This window comes from Rhodanobacter sp. TND4EL1, assembly GCF_054061035.1.
On the sequence record NZ_JBSSDT010000001.1, the window covers coordinates 625,349 to 645,264 of the forward strand.

The 19,916-nt window shown below is 63.2% G+C and carries 21 protein-coding genes; 12 read left to right on the plus strand and 9 right to left on the minus strand.

All coding sequences use genetic code 11. The annotated features are described in order from the left end of the window. Positions 1-64: 64 nt before the first annotated feature. On the minus strand, positions 65-283 hold the full coding sequence (locus ACVWWQ_RS02910) for a hypothetical protein (RefSeq protein WP_133950110.1): 219 nt from the start codon (positions 281-283) through the stop codon (positions 65-67). A 159-nt stretch (positions 284-442) separates the two neighbouring features. Between ACVWWQ_RS02910 and ACVWWQ_RS02915 the strand changes: the two genes are divergently transcribed. The 6 genes from ACVWWQ_RS02915 to ACVWWQ_RS02940 all read left to right on the plus strand — a co-directional run bounded on the left by ACVWWQ_RS02915 (position 443) and on the right by ACVWWQ_RS02940 (position 4,581). Further along, a complete protein-coding gene (locus tag ACVWWQ_RS02915) occupies positions 443-799 on the plus strand; it encodes a DUF1428 domain-containing protein (protein WP_133950936.1) in 357 nt (118 codons plus the stop codon). A 302-nt stretch (positions 800-1,101) separates the two neighbouring features. Continuing rightward, the gene (locus ACVWWQ_RS02920) at positions 1,102-1,950 is read left to right on the plus strand and encodes a sensor domain-containing diguanylate cyclase (protein WP_133950108.1); all 849 of its coding nucleotides are present in this window, start codon (positions 1,102-1,104) and stop codon (positions 1,948-1,950) included. Positions 1,951-1,977: 27 nt separating this feature from the next. Then, the gene (locus ACVWWQ_RS02925; RefSeq protein ID WP_133950106.1) at positions 1,978-2,508 is read left to right on the plus strand and encodes a carboxypeptidase-like regulatory domain-containing protein; all 531 of its coding nucleotides are present in this window, start codon (positions 1,978-1,980) and stop codon (positions 2,506-2,508) included. 326 nt (positions 2,509-2,834) lie between these two features. Then, positions 2,835-3,323, plus strand: coding sequence for a pyridoxamine 5'-phosphate oxidase family protein (locus ACVWWQ_RS02930; protein ID WP_133950104.1), 489 nt, complete (start codon positions 2,835-2,837; stop codon positions 3,321-3,323). A gap of 111 nt (positions 3,324-3,434) precedes the next feature. Beyond that, positions 3,435-3,761: a hypothetical protein gene (locus ACVWWQ_RS02935; protein WP_133950102.1), complete on the plus strand. Its 327-nt coding sequence runs from the start codon at positions 3,435-3,437 to the stop codon at positions 3,759-3,761. Between the two features lie 340 nt (positions 3,762-4,101). Next, positions 4,102-4,581, plus strand: coding sequence for a VOC family protein (locus ACVWWQ_RS02940; RefSeq protein ID WP_133950100.1), 480 nt, complete (start codon positions 4,102-4,104; stop codon positions 4,579-4,581). 123 nt (positions 4,582-4,704) lie between these two features. Here ACVWWQ_RS02940 and ACVWWQ_RS02945 read toward each other — a convergent pair whose 3' ends face one another. The 3 genes from ACVWWQ_RS02945 to ACVWWQ_RS02955 all read right to left on the minus strand — a co-directional run bounded on the left by ACVWWQ_RS02945 (position 4,705) and on the right by ACVWWQ_RS02955 (position 7,180). Continuing rightward, positions 4,705-5,202, minus strand: coding sequence for a type II secretion system protein (locus ACVWWQ_RS02945; RefSeq protein ID WP_133950098.1), 498 nt, complete (start codon positions 5,200-5,202; stop codon positions 4,705-4,707). A 219-nt stretch (positions 5,203-5,421) separates the two neighbouring features. Further along, complete coding sequence (locus ACVWWQ_RS02950) at positions 5,422-6,744, minus strand: PQQ-dependent sugar dehydrogenase (protein WP_099651985.1); 1,323 nt, start codon at positions 6,742-6,744, stop codon at positions 5,422-5,424. After that, on the minus strand, positions 6,737-7,180 hold the full coding sequence (locus ACVWWQ_RS02955; protein ID WP_133950096.1) for a hypothetical protein: 444 nt from the start codon (positions 7,178-7,180) through the stop codon (positions 6,737-6,739). Before ACVWWQ_RS02955 ends, ACVWWQ_RS02950 begins: the two co-directional genes overlap by 8 nt. A 301-nt stretch (positions 7,181-7,481) precedes the next feature. Between ACVWWQ_RS02955 and ACVWWQ_RS02960 the strand changes: the two genes are divergently transcribed. After that, positions 7,482-8,108, plus strand: coding sequence for a DUF1203 domain-containing protein (locus ACVWWQ_RS02960; protein WP_133950094.1), 627 nt, complete (start codon positions 7,482-7,484; stop codon positions 8,106-8,108). On the opposite strand, the gene ACVWWQ_RS02965 is transcribed toward ACVWWQ_RS02960, so the two are convergent. Beyond that, positions 8,055-9,401 carry a cation:proton antiporter gene (locus tag ACVWWQ_RS02965; RefSeq protein WP_133950092.1) on the minus strand — a complete coding sequence of 449 codons (1,347 nt, stop codon included), beginning with the start codon at positions 9,399-9,401 and terminating at the stop codon, positions 8,055-8,057. The genes ACVWWQ_RS02960 and ACVWWQ_RS02965 overlap by 54 nt on opposite strands. 279 nt (positions 9,402-9,680) lie before the next feature. Between ACVWWQ_RS02965 and ACVWWQ_RS02970 the strand changes: the two genes are divergently transcribed. From ACVWWQ_RS02970 to ACVWWQ_RS02985, 4 genes are all read left to right on the plus strand, one after another. Next, a complete protein-coding gene (locus tag ACVWWQ_RS02970; RefSeq protein ID WP_133950090.1) occupies positions 9,681-12,233 on the plus strand; it encodes a membrane-bound PQQ-dependent dehydrogenase, glucose/quinate/shikimate family in 2,553 nt (850 codons plus the stop codon). Positions 12,234-12,468: 235 nt separating this feature from the next. After that, positions 12,469-12,906, plus strand: a complete 438-nt coding sequence (locus ACVWWQ_RS02975; RefSeq protein ID WP_133950088.1) for an HhH-GDP family DNA glycosylase — start codon at positions 12,469-12,471, stop codon at positions 12,904-12,906. 415 nt (positions 12,907-13,321) lie between these two features. After that, positions 13,322-14,041 (plus strand): hypothetical protein, encoded by a 720-nt coding sequence (locus ACVWWQ_RS02980; RefSeq protein WP_133950086.1) that lies wholly within the window; start codon positions 13,322-13,324, stop codon positions 14,039-14,041. 232 nt (positions 14,042-14,273) lie between these two features. Next, a complete protein-coding gene (locus tag ACVWWQ_RS02985; protein WP_133950084.1) occupies positions 14,274-15,503 on the plus strand; it encodes a heparan-alpha-glucosaminide N-acetyltransferase domain-containing protein in 1,230 nt (409 codons plus the stop codon). 260 nt (positions 15,504-15,763) lie between these two features. On the opposite strand, the gene ACVWWQ_RS02990 is transcribed toward ACVWWQ_RS02985, so the two are convergent. The 3 genes from ACVWWQ_RS02990 to ACVWWQ_RS03000 all read right to left on the minus strand — a co-directional run bounded on the left by ACVWWQ_RS02990 (position 15,764) and on the right by ACVWWQ_RS03000 (position 17,981). Then, complete coding sequence (locus ACVWWQ_RS02990; RefSeq protein ID WP_457383293.1) at positions 15,764-16,351, minus strand: YceI family protein; 588 nt, start codon at positions 16,349-16,351, stop codon at positions 15,764-15,766. A gap of 296 nt (positions 16,352-16,647) precedes the next feature. Further along, positions 16,648-16,965 (minus strand): hypothetical protein, encoded by a 318-nt coding sequence (locus tag ACVWWQ_RS02995; protein ID WP_133950082.1) that lies wholly within the window; start codon positions 16,963-16,965, stop codon positions 16,648-16,650. A 116-nt stretch (positions 16,966-17,081) separates the two neighbouring features. After that, complete coding sequence (locus ACVWWQ_RS03000; protein ID WP_133950080.1) at positions 17,082-17,981, minus strand: c-type cytochrome; 900 nt, start codon at positions 17,979-17,981, stop codon at positions 17,082-17,084. 278 nt (positions 17,982-18,259) lie between these two features. Between ACVWWQ_RS03000 and ACVWWQ_RS03005 the strand changes: the two genes are divergently transcribed. Further along, positions 18,260-18,604 (plus strand): YciI family protein, encoded by a 345-nt coding sequence (locus tag ACVWWQ_RS03005; RefSeq protein WP_133950078.1) that lies wholly within the window; start codon positions 18,260-18,262, stop codon positions 18,602-18,604. A 238-nt stretch (positions 18,605-18,842) separates the two neighbouring features. Here the strand turns inward: ACVWWQ_RS03005 and ACVWWQ_RS03010 are convergent, their stop codons facing one another. Beyond that, the gene (locus ACVWWQ_RS03010) at positions 18,843-19,820 is read right to left on the minus strand and encodes an SOS response-associated peptidase family protein (RefSeq protein WP_133950076.1); all 978 of its coding nucleotides are present in this window, start codon (positions 19,818-19,820) and stop codon (positions 18,843-18,845) included. Positions 19,821-19,916 lie beyond the last annotated feature (96 nt).

The window sequence follows — 19,916 nt, forward strand, 5'->3', positions numbered from 1 at the left end:
GGGAATGGTGATGACCCGCCACGGCGACCCGCAGCTGGCTCAGGCAACTCACGCGACGCGGGGGCTACTCCCACGGGACCGACTGCACCAACAGCTCGCGCAGCTGCGACTCATCCATCTCGGCCAGTTGCTGCTCCGCCAGCCGCACGTTTTCGGCGGCCATGGTGGTCTTGAATACCCGCCCGTCACCGGCGTGCGAAAAGACCAGCAGCATGCTGCCGTAGGAAGCATCCAGTACCGCGGCTTGCCACGGCCCACCTTGGGGATCGTCGAAACTGCGCATGAAGTCGTCTGCCGGAAAAGCGGTCAGTCCATTATATCGGCGCGCTGAAACAGCGGTGGTGAGACAACTTGTGCGGATCGACGTCGATCACCACGCCGCCCGTTCGTCGATCAAGTGAAGGCGGCCGTGTCGGCCCGCCATTCCCGCAGAGAGGCCGCCATGTCGTATGTCGATGGTTTCGTGATCGCCGTCCCCCAGGCCAACCGTGCCCGGTTCATTGAACATGCCCAAACCCTCGACGGCATTTTCCTGGAATGTGGTGCCACCCAAGTGACGGAATGCTGGGGCGAGGATGTGCCCGAGGGCAAGCTCACCGACTTTCGCCGCGCCGTGCAGGCGCACGCCGATGAGGCCGTGGTGTTCTCCTGGGTGACATGGCCCGACAAGGTCACGCGCGATGCCGGGATGGAGAAGTTCATGAACGACCCACGCCTGGACAAAGCCGGCGCCATGCCTTTTGACGGCAAGCGCATGATCTTCGGCGGCTTCGTACCCGTGGTCAGCCTGCCCGCCTGATCATCTGCCCGAACGCACTGCGTCGGCGAACATCGCGTCGGGGACACACCGACATCTGGCCATCGCCGGCGCACCCTGGGATCGCTGCTGCCGCATCCGGATACGGCAGCAGACCGCGCGGCCGGGCGCCACATCTGAGCGTCGACCTCGCTGCACCGAGCTTCCAGCACAGGCACTCAGCCCGTATCGGAGGTCGTCCTTCACCCGCGGGCGGAGTGATTCTGATAGCTTTCCTCAGGACAGCTCGTGTGATGACAGCCTTTCTGCGCACTACGGCTCGATCAGGAACCACCGCAGAAAAGATGATCCCGACCTTACCGCCCCTTGCCGACGTGCTTGACCTGATGCCCGATGCCGTGTGCATGGTCGATGTCGAAGGTCACCTCCTTTTCGTCAACGCGAGCTTCCAGCGCATCTTTGGTTATGCCGCGGAGGAAGTGATCGGCAGGCGCATATTCGAGCTGGTTCATCCCGACGATCGCGAAGCCACGGCAGCCCAGGCCGAACAGGTGATGGCCGGCGAACTGCAACGTCACTTCCGCAATCGCTACGTGCACAAGAACGGCCAGACGCTGGACATTCAATGGTCGGCGCGCTGGCTACCCGAGCATCGTGTACGCATCGGCGTGGGCCGCGAGGTGACCGAGTTGCGCCGTCTCGAACGCGAACTGGAGCACCGCGCCAACCACGACTCGCTGACCGGGCTGGCCAACCGCGAATGCCTTCGCCGGGAACTGCAAGCCACCATCCATCATGCCCGGCAAGCCGGCCATGGCGTGGCTTTGCTTTATCTGGATCTGGACGGGTTCAAGGTGGTCAACGACCAGGGCGGCCATGATGCCGGTGACCGTCTGTTGCGCGAGGTTGCCCAACGCCTGAAGCAAGGCGTTCGCGAGAATGACCTGGTCGCCCGGGTCGGTGGCGACGAGTTTGTCGTGCTTTTGCCCGGCTGCCGGGATGTCAGAGCCGCCCAGGCACTGGCCGACACCCTGCGCGCCCGCATCACCCCGCCCTTCAAGCTCGAGGATGGCGTGATCCGGCTTGATGCCAGCATCGGCATCGCCTGTTTTCCGGACGACGGCGCCAATGCGGAAGCCCTGTTGGCGCAGGCCGATCGGGCGATGTACGCGGTCAAGCGCCAGCGCTCGTGACCGCCAGCGACGGCCTCGCAACCCGACATGGGCGGAGACCGCCGAAAGATTCGATCGCTGCCGGAATCCGGCGGTAAAAGCACGCCCGCGCCGGGTTACCATCAGTGCCGGTCCGATGGCCCAGTCGGCTTTCACGGCGTGGCTTGGGTGGCCGATAACCACACGAAAGGGGAGCTCTACGTGAAAAGTTGGAAGCATTTGGAAACCAGCGGGCGCAAGGCCCTGTTCGGCGGGCTGTTTGTTGCCGCAACATCGTTGTTCCTCTTTGCCGCCGTCCCGCCGAACACGGCCAACGCACAGTCGACGTCCGGGCGAATCTTTGGCCAGGCGCCTGCTGGTGAGACCGTGATCGCGCAGAGCTCGACCGGCTTGCGGCGGCATGTGACAGTGAAGGACAGCGGACATTACGTCATCACGTCGTTGCCGCCTGGCACGTATGCCGTGACGCTGGAAAAGGACGGAACCACGGTCGACACCCGCAAGAACATTCCGCTGGGCGCCAGCCGGGGAAGCGAGGTCGATTTTGCCTGCCCGCAGGATAAATGCGACGCCTCCTGAACAATCGTGCAGCAGCGCTGGGGCAGACAACGGAACCACGTCGTTGCCAGGCAATCCGGCTCTTGTGAAGCCCGCGTCTCCTATCACTGGTGACGGTGGAACTCGATGCAGATGGACGTCATGATCGTCTGTCTGCATTGAGTCGACACCACGGCCGCAGTGGCGGGACATCCGCGCCAATGCGATGCGCCTTCGGCGTCCGCACGGCTCCTGCAAATTCCGTGGGGTGCAAGGCCGTCACCCGAAAGCCCACTGCACGGATTTCACGCACCTTCCGCTACAAGCGGGTCTCCTTCGCCTGTTGGCGATCATTGACGGGAGACCTGATGAATACCGACACCGATCGAAAACTCCAGGAAAAACTGTGGAAGGCGCTTTCCTCCGATCGCACCGTGATGCTCGGCCTCGACGGAGTGGAAGATGGTCATTCGCGTCCCATGACCGCGATGATCGAGAACGAAAGCGGACCAGTCTGGTTTTTCACCGGCACACCGAATGCCGTGGTCGACAATCTCGCCAAGAGCCATCGGGCGATTGCCGCATTCAGTTCCAAGGGCCATGATTTATTCGCAAGCATCCATGGCAACCTCGTGGTGGATCAGGACCGGGCAGTGATCGACCGCCTCTGGAACCCGTTCATCGCCGCCTGGTTTGACGGCAAGGATGATCCAAAGCTGGTCTTGTTGCGTTTCGATGTGGAACACGCCGAAGTGTGGCTCAACGAATCCAACCTGTTGGCAGGCGTAAAGATGCTTTTCGGCGCTGATCCTAAAAAGGATTACAAGGACAAGGCAGGCGATGTCGACCTTCGTTGACTCATGTCCTGAGGTGTGTGGCGACCGAATGACTGTGGTCTCCTTGGGACATGATGCGGCGGGCACCATCACTGGTGCTCGCACCTGTTCATTTGACGTACGGAGGTGCGCGTGAAACCGACTCTTTTCGTCTTTGTTCTTGCCTCGATTCTCGGCCTTGCAGCCTGCCATGCCAGCCGCGACGCTCCCACCCCCAGCGCTTCCGGAGATCCACGGGCCGCGGGCGCGGACAAGAAAATCGAGAAGTCACGCAACGCCATGCTGGAGAAAGGCATGGACGTCAAGAACGAGCACTGGACGGCTAACCCTGCTTCGGCAGCATCGACCGCGGCGACATCCTCAACAATGACGCCAGCTATCGAACCGGCCCCTGCGGCGTCAGGCTCGTCAAGTGCTGTCCCCGCGCCTGCGGGAGCCGCGGGGACGAAAAAACCTTGAGGACGCTCCCAAAATCGGTGGCCAGTGGCCGAACAGCCGCTTGAGCTGACCCCGAACGCTGCGCGCTTCAGCTACCGCCGCCCCGCCCGCTGCCGATTCACGAGTGGCTGATATGCATTCCACGAGCGGCATCTGTGTGGGGAGCGTGCTTCAAGCAACCGATGCCGCAGTCTTTGCATGGAACTTGCGCTTCAGAGAAGCCGCGCGAGAACCATAACCTGCCCTTGCTCCAGCTCTTGTCTGGCGGATGACATCTGTCCCCGGGCGACGTCGATCTGCAGGTTCTTCGATCGTCGACAAAAAGATGGAGATACTCGCCTTCCCGAACCAGGAGCACGCCATGTCCAGCAAGAACACGATTTGTCTTTGGTATGACGGCACCGCCCTGGACGCCGCGACGTTCTATGCCGAAACGTTTCCGGACAGCGCCGTTACCGCCACCCACCGTGCGCCGGGGGACTACCCCGCAGGCAAGCAGGGCAATGTGCTGACGGTCGAGTTCACCGTGATGGGTATTCCGTGCCTGGGCTTGAACGGCGGACCCGCGTTCTCGCACAGCGAGGCGTTCTCGTTCCAGGTGGCGACCGACGATCAGGCCGAAGCCGACCGTCTGTGGCACGCCATCATCCGCAACGGCGGTCAAGCGGGCGAGTGCGGATGGTGCAAGGACAAGTGGGGCTTGTCGTGGCAGATCACCCCGCGCGCCCTGATCGCAGCAATCACCGATTCTGATCCCGCCGCCGCCAAACGCGCATTCGACGCGATGATGGGGATGACCAGGATCGACATCGCCGCGATCGAGGCGGCCCGGCGCGGCTGATCAGACGAGTTCCGGGCCTTCTCCGCGGACTTCGCCTGCGACGCAGCCGCCTCGATCAAGCACACCTTCGACAGCCGACTGACCGTCTTCAATGACAGGCGGATGTCCCGCCTCGCCCCTTTGTCAGCGTGTGCTGGGTTCCGCCGGCGCCAGGACGGTCGAGGCCGGCGCCGATGTCGGGCTCAACCGGGCTTCGGCGCACTCACGTGGTGCCGCCGATTGGGTGCCGACCACCATGGTGCAGCTCCAGTTGATCGGCCGGGTGGCATCTTTGCCGGTTTCTTCCGGCAGGAAGACCAGGACCGGGTCGGGCTGGAGGCCCGTATTTCGCGTGGTCAGCGTGATCTTGCCGCCCTCACCCAGTTCCAGCTTGCTCACATAGTCGTTGGGTGCACCGGCGTTGTACGCGAGATCGCTCTTGCTGACATGGGCCAGTCCGCCATGTGTTGTCGCCGCTTCCATGACAACCAGCTTGGGCGCATCGACGGCCTTCATGGCTTCCTCGATGTGGTCGCGGGCGACGCGGTCGTGCCAGGCGGGAATGGCAAAGGCAGCCACTACCGCCAGAATCGCCAAAACCACCAGGATCGTGATCAGGGAAATGCCTCGGTTCAATTGCATGGAGTTGCTCCCTTGAATGTCATGTTGGCTGGCGTCGCAACGCTCCCACCGAAGACTGCTGGGAAAGGCGTGTGCGCGCCATGAAGGCCAAGTGCCGCAAACGCCGCCTGTTTAAACAACGGCCCGTTGAACAGCGCTTGCGAACCACGGCAGTGTGCACTGTATACGAGTGCGAGGCCCGGCCAGCACCCCGCCCCTCGAGCCCTCTTGGTCGCGCGCTTACCGGCTGCCCGCCGAGGTCACCCGCCAGACGGAGTTGCCCACGTCATCGGCGACAATCAGCGCGCCCTCCCTGTCTTGCACCAGCCCGACCGGCGCTCCGTAAAGGTGCTTCTGATCGTCCGAATGGAACCCGGTAACCACCGGCTCGGGCGCGCCCACCGGCTTGCCCTGCTGGAACGCGACAAACACGACCTGATAGCCGCTCAGCGGTGATCGATCCCAACTGCCGTGTTCGCTGATGAAGGCACCGTTGTGATACTTCGCCGGCAAGGCATTGTCGCTGGTCATCAGCAAACCCAGCGGCGCCACATGGGAGCCCAGCGAGTAGTCCGGCTTGATCGCCCGCGCGACCAGGTCCGGGCGCTGCGGCTGCACCCGGGTGTCCACATGTTGTCCGTAGTAGCTGTACGGCCAGCCATAGAAACCACCGTCCTGCACCGAGGTCAGGTAGTCCGGCACCAAATCGGGGCCGATCTCGTCACGTTCGTTCGCCACCACCCACAGCTTGCCGGTGGTTGGTTCCCACTGCAGCCCGGTGGGATTGCGCAGGCCCGACGCGTAGATGCGACTGCCGCGGGTGGCGACGTCCACTTCCAGCACATCCGCCCGGCGGTATTCCACCGCGAGGCCGTTCTCGGTGATGTTGCTGTTGGAGCCCACGCCGACATACAGCTTCGTGCCATCGGGGCTGGCCAGCAGCGGCTTGGTCCAGTGATGGTTGATGGTGTCGGGCAGATCCGCGAACTCGACGCCCGGCGCCGTGATCTGCGTTTCGCCGTTGACGTAGGGGAATTTCAGGATGCGATCGGTATCGGCCACGTAGAGTGAATCACCGATCAGTTGCACGCCGAACGGGGAGTTCAGGTTCTGGATGAAGACATGCTTCTCCCATTCCCCACCCTTGCCGGCATTCCTGCGCAGCAGCGTGATGCGATTGCCGCCCTTCGCACTCTTGCCCGAACGGGCGGTAACCATGCTGGCCACCAGTTGCTTGGGCGTGGTCACCGGCTCGGCATGCGGGCTGTTGGCCTCCACCACCAGCACGTCGTCGTTCGGCAGCACGTAGAGCTGGCGCGGATGCTTGAGGCCGCTGGCGATCCTTTCGATCTGCAGGCCGGCGGCCACCTTGGGTGTCTGGCCCTCCTTCCAGTCGGCCTTTTCGGGCACCTGCATCGGTGGCTTGAGGAAACGCTGAGGCGCCGGGAGCGACGGGTCAGCGCCGGCCTGCTGCGCGGGCGTCAACGAAGCCTTCTGGTTGCAGCCACTCAACCCAGCCAGCAAAGCCATTGCCAGCACGCCATGGACGATGAGCTTACTCATGGACATAACTCCCGGTGGCGCGTGGCCGAGTGGCCATGAGGATGTGCGCGATTGACAGCAGGATGACCGTGCATAGCGACAACCACACACTGGTCGGCACCACCTCATAGGCATCGCGCGTATGCACGAAGGCATTGAAAATCGCCACGATGATGGCCACCAGGTTGAGCCAGAAATCGAGCCGGTCCGCACCCGTGGCGAATCGTCGTGAGGTGATCCAGACCTGCACCAGATTGATCAGGCGCGGGATCACTGCAAACAGCAGCCCCAGCGTAATCAACCAGTCCGCACCTTTGCCCCACAGCACCACCGCCGTGTTGGCATAGGTAATGTCGAAGATCAGCGCAGCGACGAAGAAGCCGAAAGGTATCGGGTTGAGCAAGCCATAGATGGCGTTGGCCACCACGGAGCGATGCGGTGCAATGACGGTACTCATCAGTGATGGTCTCCGTGGGGAATCAAGACGGTGGGCAACCGGCCCATCGACCGGTATTTCGACAAGACGTGGCTGGTCAGGCTTGTTGCCTAAGCTGGAGGATGTGATGTCTAGGCGGTGTCACGACAGACGGGGCTAGGCTCAATGGGGAACCGCCGCGGAAAGAACGCCGGAGCCGCGGCAATGGCCGGGTCGGGCCGCGCCGGCATGCCGCACCGTCTGCCGAATGACGCGTCCGAATCCGGCGCGTACCCGACGCGGGCTCGCGCTACCGTCTGGGCTCCACGATCCGGAGCAAGACATGCAGGCATTTCGACTGTCAGGTATTGACCACCACCCGTTCGAAGCGCTGTTTCTGCTGTCGGACGACCAACTGGTCCAACACGGCGCGATGCGCCGCATCGCCAATGAGGCCAACGCGTTTCCCTGCCGCGTCAGCCTGGAGGATGCACGCGTGGGCGAGGAACTGTTGCTGCTCCCCTATCGTCACCAGGACGTCGCGTCACCCTACCGCGCTTCGGGCCCCATCTTCATTCGGCGCGGCGCCACGCGACGGGTGCTTGCCGTGAATGAGGTACCTTCGTACGTCACGCGGCGCCTGATCTCGCTTCGTGCCTACGACCAGACCGACATGATGATCGGCGCGTCCGTTTGCGAAGGCCACGCGACTGCCGTCGAGCTGCAGCAATGTTTCGACAACCCCGCGGTGGCCTACGTCCACCTCCACAACGCAAGGCAGGGATGCTTCTCGTGCATCGCCGAGCGAGCCGACACCAGCGCAGCCCGCTCCTCCTTGTCCAGCCAGACCTTCGCCGCGTCGCCAGGCGCCGGACACGGCAGCGAAGGTCGAAGCCTGCGATGTCCGGACGGCCCTTCATTCAGTGGAAGTCGAAGAAGTGCGCTTGTTCAAAGCATTGCGACGCCATGACATGAGCGATGGCGTGGTCATGCCGTGCACGAGAATGCTCATGGCCACCACGGTGATCACCAGGCCCGCGGCTCGATCGGTCTGCACGGCCGTCAAGCCGTGGGTGGCTGCGTAAGCCAGATAGTTGAGACTGCCGATGCCACGGATTCCGAGCCAGCCGATCAGCAGCCGCCGCGGGATCGGGGTGGGCGAGCCGATCATGCTCAGACCTACGGCGACGGGCCGCACGATCACGAACAATATCAACGCAAGCAGCAAACCTGCGGGTTGCCAATAGGTCGCGAAAGCCGCGCCCAGAAGGATCACCAGCGCGCCGGCAATCAACTGCTCAAGCGTGTCGCCGAACGACAGCGCGTCCGATACCACCATGCCCACGGACGCCGCGGGATCGTCGGCAGTCTCGCGCTCATTCGGATTGACCAGCTCTTCCGCAGGGGGATGCGGTCGTGTCCGGCCCTCGACCTGCGGATGCGGATGATGGCCGACAACGAAAAGCTCGACGTGCCGCAGGCCGAGCCCCGCGGCGAATGCTGCGAGAAACCCCGAGGCCGACAGTGCCATGGCCCCCGCGTACGACAGCGCAACAATGGCCAGCGCCAGGAAATCGTTTGGTGCGCGGCTCTGCGTCCTCGCCCGCAGACTGACACCTACCCATCCGAGCACCCAGCCCAGCGCGAATCCGATGCACAGACCGCCAAGCAGTGACCACACAAAGTCCTCGCTGAACCACGCCAGGACCGCGGGTCCCGACAGCGGTTCCTCCATGGCCGCCAGCGCCAGCAGTACCAGCGGCAATGCGGTGCCGTCGTTGAGGCCGGCCTCGCCGGAGAGCGCGACTCGCAGGCGGTCGTGATCGCTGGCATCGGTCACCGCGACCATGCTGGCCAGCACCGGGTCCGTGGGCGCGACGATCGCGCCGACCAGGAAGGCCAGTGGCCAGGGCAGTGCGAATGCTCCGTGCAAGATCAACCCGGTGACTGCCACCGTGATGGCCATCGCGGGAACAGCCAGGCGCCATGCGGTGCGCCATACCGGATCGTTGAAGCGCGCCCGCAACTTCAGTCCCCCAAGGAACAAAGAAGCGACCAGCGCCATTTCGGTTATCCGGGCCATCCAGACCGCATGCCCGGCGAGATCGACATGGAGAAAATTGAATACCCACGGACCGGCGACAACGCCGCCGGCCAGGTACAGGCTGAACGCGGACAACGGCAACCGGCGGATCCATCCCGAAGTCAGGGACACCAGCAGCAGCAAGCCGCCAACCGACGCGATCCAAACAAGGTTGTCCATCGAATCATCCATTCGCCGTTTGCCGACGACGAAGTTGAGTTGGTCAAAGCCGCGGCAAGCCCAGTGGCATATGCAGACGTCTCTCGAGACGGATGATGTAACAGAGTGGTGTCAAGGAAATGGTGTAGGCGACGAATGAGCCTCCACTCAGGGAGGAGCCATTCCCGGCCGTTCGCGCCATGCCCGGGACCTCGCCGGTTCGAGCGTCGCGCAAATTTCACGCGGCATGCGCAGAGCGAGTTTCACCCTTTCGAGCTCACCTGCGGAGGATTTCAGCACATGCACGAGCGTACCCACCGCGTTCATTGGCGCCCTGTCATTACAGGTGGCTTCACCGGCTTGCTCGGATTGGGCATGTTGCTCGGCGGCGTCGGGCTGATCTTCCTCGGAGGTTCCTGGTACTACGCGCTGGCCGGCCTCGGCTTGCTGGTGTCGGCGATACAGTTGATCCGGGGCCGGCGCTCCGGTGCGTGGTGGTACTTCGCCGTGCTGATCGCAACCATCATCTGGACGCTGTGGGAGAGCGGCCTGGATTACTGGGGATGGGTGCCACGAGACGGGCTGCTCGTCGTGCTGGGTATCGCCGTGGCCGCCTGCATGCCGGTGCTTTTTCCCGTCACGCCCCGGCGCGGCTGGCTTGGCATCGGGGCGGTGCTGTGCCTGGCCTTCGTCACGGCCGCCGGACTGGCCTTCGTCCCCCACAACGTGACAGGGCCCGACAAGGCAGTCGCAGCCGCACTGGCCGGCGTTCCTTCCCCGGCCACTGAAGCGGCAGACCCGACGGCCCAGGCGGCCAACGATCCCGCGCCATCGGACTGGGCCGCTTACGGACGCAGCCAGGCTGGCACGCGCTATTCGCCACTGAGCCAGATCACGCCCGACAATGTCGGCCAGTTGAAAAAGGCATGGCAGTTCCACACGGGTGATTTGCCGAAGAAACTCTGGGGCGCGGAAACGACACCACTGAAGATAGGCGATCGCATCTACCTGTGCTCCGCCCGCAACGTGCTGATGGCGTTGAACGCACGCACGGGTGAACAGCTTTGGCGCTACGACCCGAAAGTGGACGACAAAGCCATTCCCTACACGGCGGCTTGTCGCGGCGTGGCCTTCTACGATACGTCCAGGCCCGCGCCTGCAAACGCCGACGCGCTGGCCGGAACGTCCTCACCCGTCGCAGCCACACCGACCTCGGCAAGCAGCACGCCAACCGCCGTCACACCCGGCGATGCCTTCAGCCATGTCGCGGCGGCACCGGGCCCGGCCGGTGCCTGCACGCGACGCATTGTCGAAGGCACGCTGGACGCGCGCCTGATCGCGGTCGACGCCGACACCGGCAAACCGTGTGCGGATTTCGGTCACAACGGCCAGGTCGACATCACGCAAGGCATGGGCGAGGTTCCGCCCGGATACGTATCGATCAACTCCGTTCCGGTGATCATCCGCGGCGTGATTGTCACCGGCCATCAGGTACTGGACGGACAGCGCCGCTGGGCTCCGTCAGGCGTGATCCTTGGCTACGACGTGATCAGCGGCAAGCTTCGCTGGGCCTGGGACATGGTGCATCCGGATCGCCAGGGCCTGCCGCCCGCCGGCGAGACGTTCGCACGCGGCACGCCGGACATGTGGACCAATGGCAGCGGTGACGAGAAGCTCGGATTGGTATACGTGCCGCTGGGTGCACCCGCCGGTCAATATCTCAGCCAGAGTCGACGTCCCGCCGAGAACACCTACTCCGATTCACTGGTGGCGCTGGACGTGAGAACCGGCAAACCGGCCTGGCATTTCCAGTCGCAAACCCGTGGTGTGTGGGATTACGACCTTGGCTCCCAACCGAGCCTCGTGGACTTCCCGACCGATCACGGCAGCGTTCCTGCCCTGATCCTGCCCACCAAACAGGGCGATCTGTATGTGCTGGATCGACGCACGGGCAAACCGCTGACGGGCATCGAACAACGCGCGGTGCCGGGCGGCGGCGTCGAGCCTTCGCAGCGGTCCCCCACGCAGCCCTTCTCCACTTATCACACGCTGCGCAAGCCCAACCTCACCGCCAGCAACATGTGGGGACTCACACCGCTTGATCAGCTCGCCTGCCGCATCCAGTTCCGCCAGGCCAGCTACGGCGGCGTCTACACGCCACCCAGCGCGAAGCGTCCGTGGATCGAATACCCCGGCTACAACGGTGGCCCCGACTGGGGCAGCGTGGCGGTTGATACGCAACGAGGCATCATTGTTTCCAACTACAACGACATCCCCAATTACGACCGGATGGTGCCCCGCTCCGTCGCACAAGCCAAAGGATGGAAGCCGCGCGATCAGGGTGACTCCGACAACAAGGCTGGCCAGGAAACCACCGGCTTTCCGCAACTGGACACACCGTGGGCGTATACCATCAACGCCGGTTGGCGATTGCCGTTCACGCAGATGCCGTGCAAGGAACCACCGTACGGCGGCATTCGCGCCATCAGCCTCGAATCCGGCAAGACCTTGTGGGACCGCCCGCTTGGAACGGCCCGCCGCAATGGCCCGTTCGGTCTGAGCTCGCATATGCCGATCAACATCGGAACGCCGAACAATGGCGGTTCGGTGGTCACTGCCGGGGGCCTGATCTTCATCGCCGCGGCGACGGATGATCTGATTCGCGCGATCGACCTGAAAACGGGCAAGACCCTCTGGCACGCTGCCCTGCCCGCCGGCGGTCAGGCGACGCCCATCGTGTATTCCGTCGATGGCCACCAGTACGTGCTGATCGTGGCCGCAGGCCATCATTTCATGGAGACACCCGAAGGCGACTCGGTCATTGCCTATGCGCTGCCCGATGCGAAGCAATGAGGTTCTGCAGGCGCCCGCAGCATCCCTGCAGCGGGCGGGTTGAGGTTGTGGCGGGAGCCTGCGGCCAACCCTGAAACCCGACTCGGCAACGTGGCGTTCGGGTCGCGTTCCGGAATATCGACCTCGAGGAAACGCCAATGCGCTCGTCTCGTGCGGTTTCGACGCCAAGGTTTGAACGCGCCATCGCGGGATCACTGTTGCAGCTCGGAGCTGCCCACGCTGCAGGAGCCTCGTCATGACCGGCTATCTTTCCGCCGCCGATCTGGGTGTCAAAGTGACCCGAAGTGACGAGTCCAGCCTGTTCCAATGGCTGGTCGCCAGTTTCCTGTTCGGCAAACGTATCAAGCAGGCGATCGCCGCCGCGACATGGCGTGCGCTGGTGCAAACCCACGGCCGCGACACCCCGCGAAAGATCGTCCATTGCACCCATCGCGAACTGGTGAAGATCCTCGGCGAAGGAGGCTATGCGCGCTACGACGAATCCACCGCAACGCGCCTGCACCTGCTGTGCCGCACCCTGCTCGATGAGTACGAAGGAAGCGTCACCGGCATGGTCCACGCATCAGAAAATCGAACCGACTTCGAACGGCGACTGCTCCAGCTGAAAGGCGTGGGCCCGGTCACGCTGCGTATTTTCATGCGCGAAGCGGCCCCGGCGTTGTATCCATCCTGAGTGTCGCAAATCAGCGCGGCGTCACTGCAATCCACAGGCGTAGAGGACCCGCCCGTGTTCGCCGGGCTTGTCGAAAAGTTGCGTAAGCGACAGCGATCAATCGACAAACAGCCGCAACCGATGCAGTCATCGAGGGCGTCGCGCAACTTCACGAGCTGTGCCAAGCGCTCGTCAGATCGGCCCGCCAGCCGGCAGACCAAAACCGGGGTCAGAGTCGGCTTTCTGAATCGGCTTTCTACAGTAAGGCCTCAAGAAAGCGGACTCTGACCCCTGTTTTGCTCTGTCGTTCCCGTTCCTTTGACCAGCCTGGCGACACGTCAGAAACTACCCCTCGCACATGGGCCTTTCGCATGTTTCGCGCATGCGGCCTGTGCAACCACGAAAGGTCATTCCCGCCAGCATCGAGGAGCCTCCCATGAAACCCATCGGTCAACGTTTCCTGATGATCTACGCCGGCGTGCTCACGACGGTATTCGCAGTCACGGTGCTGAGCGGCTTTGTGCAGACACCCAGGAAGCTCTCGCTCGACCAGTTGGATGTCCAGCGCATCAACGTGCGCGAGCCCGACGGCACGCTGCGACTGGTGATCTCCGATGCTGCCAGCGCGCCGGGCATCTACATCAAGGGCAAGGAATATCCCCATCCCAATCGCAAGGTTGCCGGCATGACCTTCTACAACGATGAGGGCAGCGAGAATGGCGGGTTGATCTTCGGCGGCGAAAAGGACAAGGACGGTACCAAGGAATCCCATGGACACCTGTCCTTCGACGCCTACGAACAGGACCAGACCATGGCGTTGGATTCCCATCAGGAAAAGGACGGCCGCTACACCAAACTGCAGTTCAACGACTACCCCGACTATTCGATCCTCGAGGAAATCCAGCTCATGACCTCCATCAAGGATCTGCCGATGGATCAGCAGAAGGCCCGGCTGAAAGCGTTCTTCGACAAGCACGGCGGCCCGACGCGGCGCATGCTGCTCGGCCGCAACACCGATGGCAGCGTGCAACTGGCGATGAACGACTTGCAAGGCCGTCCGCGCATCGTGATGAAGGTCGCCCGGGACGGTTCGCCATCACTGCAGATGATGGATGGCAATGGCAAGGTGACCAGCGAGCTGGTGGCCGGGCACTGAATCAACGGAAAATGCCGGCACGCCCCAATCCGGTCCCGTTTTTGCGGGGCCAAAGGTGTCCGCCCCAAACCGGACCATCTCTCCCCGTTCTGGACTTCCTCTCTTCTATCCCGGAAAACGGCAAAAGCGGCAGGGGTCAGGGGCAATCTGAGAGAAGTCGAAGTGGCAGCCGACAAGAACAGTACCTGACATACCTGACACCTTTTCTGACACGAGCAAGGAACGGCCTGGCATGACTGCGAACAATGCATCGATCCTGCTTTCCCAGTCGCGGCCAACGACCGGGGCCGGCTCCTCCGGCCGAGCCCGCATCGAGTCGGTCGATCTGCTGCGCGGGATCATCATCGTCATCATGGCGCTGGACCATGTGCACGATTTCTTCGGTGCGCTCGACGCCAACCCGACCAACCTGGCCACTACCACCGCAGGGCTGTTCCTTACCCGCTGGATCACCCATTTTTGCGCGCCGGTGTTCTTCCTGCTCACCGGGACCGGCGCCCGGCTCGCTCTGCAACGGCTGTCACGAAGCGAACTGTCCCGATTCCTGCTCACGCGCGGCGTGTGGCTGTTGTTCCTCGAAGTGGTCGTCATGCGTTTCGCGCTGCAGTTCAACCTCGACTACCAGGTGACCATCATCACCGTGCTGTGGGCGCTGGGCTGGTCGATGATCGTGCTGGCCGCACTGATCCACCTGCCTGACTGGGCGATCGCCGCGTTCGGCATCGTTCTGGTAGCCGGCCACAACCTGCTGGATGGCGTACCGGCGAGCACCTTCGGCAGCCTCGCGCCGTTGTGGTCGGTGCTGCATGCGCCCGGCTTCCTCATCAACACGCCGCAGCACGTCGTCTTCATCGCCTACCCGTTGATCCCCTGGCTGGGCGTGACCGCGCTGGGCTACACGCTGGGGCAAGCCTGGCGCTGGAGTGAAGCACGCCGCCGTCCATTGCTGCTGCTACTCGGCCTCGGGCTCAGCGTGGCCTTCGTGCTGCTGCGGTTGCTGAACGTGTATGGCGATCCGGTCGCGTGGTCGGTGCAGAAATCACCGCTTTGGACGCTGCTGTCGTTCCTCAACACCAACAAGTACCCACCGTCGCTGTTGTTCCTGTTGATGACGCTCGGGCCGGCGTTGCTGTTGTTGCGCGTGTTCGACAGCGGTGTGCCACGCTGGCTGAAGCCCGCACTGGTCATCGGCAAGGTGCCGCTGTTCTTCTATATCCTGCATTTCTACCTGATCCACCTGCTGGCGGTGGCGGCCTGCTACATCCGCTTCGGCAGCGTGGGCGGCATGTTCCAGTCGCCGGATCTGAGCCATTTCCCGTTCACCGCGCCGCCGGGATGGGCCGCGAGTCTCCCGGTCATCTACCTCTTGTGGGCGTTAGTGGTGCTCGCGCTGTATCCGCTATGCCGCTGGTATGCCGGCGTGAAACGGCGACGGAAGGACTGGTGGCTCAGCTATCTGTGACCTCCCCGCCCCACCACCGTTGACGCGTATCGGCAACCAAGTCGGCAGACGGATTAGCCAAAGCGACTTGCCTGCGCCCCTGACTGACACGTCTCAGGAAGTGCGAGTACTTCACGGGTTCTCGAACAGAACGTGGTCAGGTCCAGTTGCCAGCCCAGCTCACAAAAATTCAAACGACTGCAAGTGAACCCGAGATGGCCCGGGTTTGCCCTTTCCGAACGCCTTTCCACGGCTGACTTTCTCCGTCCCGGTTCCCACTGTCATTTGTCCTGGACGGCTTCCACCTGAATGCGGAGGGTGACCTTCATGTCCATCCCGAACGATTTGCCACCATCAAGTCCGAAGTCGTCTCGCTCGAACGTTCCGAGCGCATCGGCGCCGCAACGCAGTCGCGGCTTGAGCATGAAATCAGGGACACATTTGAACCTGTCGATGGTGAGTGTCAGCGGCCTGGTCACCCCGCGCATCGTCAACATGCCGACGGCTTTGGTCGGCGCGCCGTCCACAAAGTCCGTGAGCTTGCCGCGATAGCGCGCGGTCGGATACTTCTCCACGAAAAACGTGCCGCACTCGGTCTGGCACATCGGTGCGGTGGCCCCGAGCATCACTTTGTTCAACGCCGGATTGCCGAAGTCGATGCTGGCGATGTCCACGGTCACATCCAGCGTGCCGGTCTTGCCAACCGTATCAAGCGTGGCCGTGCCCGTGCTGCGATCAAACTTGCCGCGCCAGATCGACAGACCCATGTGATCCGCTTCAAAGCTGGGGTAAGTGTGGTCCGGATCGAGGGTGTAATGCACCGGCGTGGACGCGGCGGCGACCGTGGTGGCAGTCAGCAGCAACAGCATGGTGAACATGAGACGGCGCATCGTGGTTTCTCCGTGACGTTGACGTGGTTGAGCGAATCTCGGCGTTCCGGGTTGCGACGAACCGCAACGCCGTCGATCGACATATCGTTGCAAGACGGTTCGCGCATGCAAAGACTCCCATATCGCCTCGCCCTGTTCCGGCATCGACCTCAGAGTCGACTTGTTCAGACGACGGCGGGTGAAAGTCCACTCCTGGCCCGGTTTTCGCTGCCTTGTTTGCCCTACCGCACCCGGTTCGACGCCGACTTTCCGAAACCGGGGTCAGAGTCGACTTTCTACAGTGAGGCCTCAAGAAAGTGCACTCTGACCCCTGTCTTGTTGTTCAGGGCGCGCGTGAATTTGTTCCGGATGTTGGACGGGAATTTTCGATACACGTCCCACAATTCACTGGACACCTGCTCAAGGGCGTTCTCGACCAGCTGGGTGTTGCACAGGAACGTGGCGACCGTCGCGTACCCTGTGAGGTATTGATCAAGTGCCTGGAAGGTGACGGGTTTGGCGCCTTCCCCGGTAACCCGCTCGGTGTAGACGAACTTGTTGCTTTTCAGACTTTGCTCGGCCTGATCGACCGCGGTGAATATCGTGTTCGGCATCGTTCGGACTCCTGTCGGTGAAATTTGGCTCCCTGCTTCAAACAGTCGCCATGGTCGGGAAATGCTGTTCTTGCTTTCCGTTGTCCCCGAATCGCGGCGATCGACTCTGCGGGGGCTCAGCGCTGATCCGCCGGCATGGGCGGCACGCTGCGCAGATAGGCCCAGAGCGCATCGAGTTCCGTGTCGCTGGACAGACCGATGGTCTTCCACGGCATGAAAGGATCCAGCGCCCTGCCGTCGGGCCTCTGCCCTTCGCGCAGCGCGCGATAGAAATCGGCCTTGCTCCACTTGCCCAATCCGGTACCCGGGTCGGGCGTGAGGTTGGCCGCCTTGGGCGTTTGTGGCGGCATGCCAGGGATGCGGCCACCCGACAGACGCGCACCATGACAACCGATGCAGTTGTGCGCCAGATAGGCGCCGTAGGCGGCGTTGGCCATCGGGACGATCGATGTCTGGTGCACGGCATGTTGATCGATGCGGCTGGCGGCCGTCAAAGGCAGTTGCCCGAATGCCATCAGCACGCGCCCCAATGGCGCCACATAACTGGGTGGGGTCGCTCGATCCACGGGCGGAACCTGCCGCAACCACGCGATCAGGTCGGCAGTATCGGAGTCGGTCAGCGCTGCCATTTCATCCGAAGGCATCAACAGCAAGGCGCGGCCATCAGGGCGAAGCCCATGGCGGATCGCGTGCTCCCAGTCGTTGACGCTCAACGATGCACCCACGCCGCCCTTGCCGCGCGTGAGGTTCGGAGCGGCCAGCTGCCCGATCGGCGAATTGGCGACCACGACGCGCCCGCCCATGTCGGCGGCGTGGCAATCCGTGCAGCCGCGCGTCACCCCCAGATGATGCCCCCGCTGGATCGCCGTCGCGTCGTTCGGCACCACCAGCGGAGATTCATTGACCTGCCAGGCACGCTGCAACAAGGAGGCGCTGCGCACCCAGGCGAAGACGCCAAGCCCCACCAGCAGCACGACCATCACACTTGAAGTGCGCAGCAACCAACGCTTAATCATTTCACCCCCCGTGAAGAGCTAATGTCGCGATTGATCCCCGCGCGGCAGTATCCGCCTCGCCGCAAGCCGACTCAAGATGAGCTGTGCCTGCACGGATGAGAAGAACGTTCACGGCGGCAGGCAACTGGGGAGCCCGGGGAGCCACTGGCAGACCACCGGGCTCCCGCGCCTATGGGGTCGGCAAAATCCCTTCGCACCCTGCTCAAATGTCGAATCGCCAGGCCCCCGTTCGTCGCAAGCGGAATGGCAGCCGTTCGGCTGCGCACCCGGAGGATGACATGAGCAAGTACCTGATCTACTTCAATCAGGCGTGGGTTGGCGATCACACCGAGGCCTGGTTCGCTGGCCGTGGGCCGTTGGCCCGCGCGGTCGTGGACGAAATGAGAGCGGCCGGTGTCTACGTGTTTGGCGGCGGCCTGGAAGAAGACCCCGAGCACGCCTTCAGCGCAGACCCCACCAGCGGCACGCTGGCCTTCGTCGACGGACCGTATGTCCGCAACCCGCAGTTTCTGGGCGGATTTGCCGTGATCGACGTGGCCGACGCGCAGGCGGCAAGACTATGGGCCGGCAAGATGGCCGAAGCCTGCGGCTGGCCCCAGGAAGTCCGCAGGTTCAAGTCGTAGCAGGTTCGTGCGGGAGCCCAGGCCGCAAGGCCCAGGCCGCAAGAACGAGAAAAGCGCTACCTGCTTCATTCGGCAACAAACGTGCTACCGAACGGGCTGGGCATCACGGCGTCGATCGGTGCTGCACAGTGTGGGGTGACGTCCGAGCCAACGCTCTAAGCGGCGGCAACCGCGAAAGTGCGTTCCGGTTCTGCTCCCCGCAGCATGAGGGTGATCCGCTGGATTCCGCGTGCCTCCATCACTCGACCAACGCATGCTCGTAGTGCGGCCTCACCCGGCGATCGAGGATCGCGAACTGGGTTGGCAGGTCATCGGGATCCGGGCTGAGCCACGTTTCGATGTCCGCCTGGTGAATCGGCACCGGGCATCGATCATGGCCGGCCTGGGCGACCTCCAGCGGTGGATCGTCGGTGATGGCGGCAAAGGTGTAGAAGCCCGGGTCGTCGCCGGAAGCTTCGACGTAGGTCCACAGACAAGCGACGTACAGCGCTTCGCCCGTCGACGGCGTGAACAGAATCTCGACGCTCTGCTCGCGCTCCCCCGGCACCAGCGGTCGCTGTTGCAGGTCGTGCAGGAACACTCTCTCGTAGAATCGATCCACGACCATGATGCCGTGGTGGTAGCCGAACACCTTGCGCCAGACGGTCGACAGCTTGTCGCGTCGCGCGTTGTACGTTCCGGGCTTATCGACCTCGTCCGCTTCGCTCCACCCGGGCAACCGGCAGCGGTAGCGCATCGGCACCACAACGCGCTCTCCAGTCGCCGGGTCGCGAATCATCACCGGGGCAAAATGGCCGGGCCAGATGCGATCAATGCCATCCGCCGGGGCCGGCGATGCCAGGTCATCGAGCTTCCTTTTGCCGGCCTCGATCTTGTTGGTGGCGACGCGGCGATCGTTCTCGGCCTTCTTGGTCGGCCTGGCCGAAGCGAGCTTCGCGTTCGCCTCCAGCAGACGGGACTCCTGAAAACCGATCTCCAAAGCGATCACCTCTGCCGCCTCGACCTCCGCCGCTCGCGCCAGTGCGACCATGGCGGCATCCAGCGAACCGTCCGTGTCGTCCGCCATCGCGCGACGCATCGCCTTCGGCACCACTTTCACCCAGTTGCCCTTCTGCTTCGTCCAGCCAGCGAGCTTGGTGAACTCCTTGATGTCCAAAGCACCGCCCAGGCGCGTGTACTTGCGGAAGTCAGCCAGGATTTGCGCGCTGTAGCACATGGGGTTCCGCCGCTGGTGGGACGCTCAGGATAGTGGAGGAACGCCGATCAGGAAGCTTCAGGCCGAAGCGGGCTTGACTGTCCCTGACATCTGCTT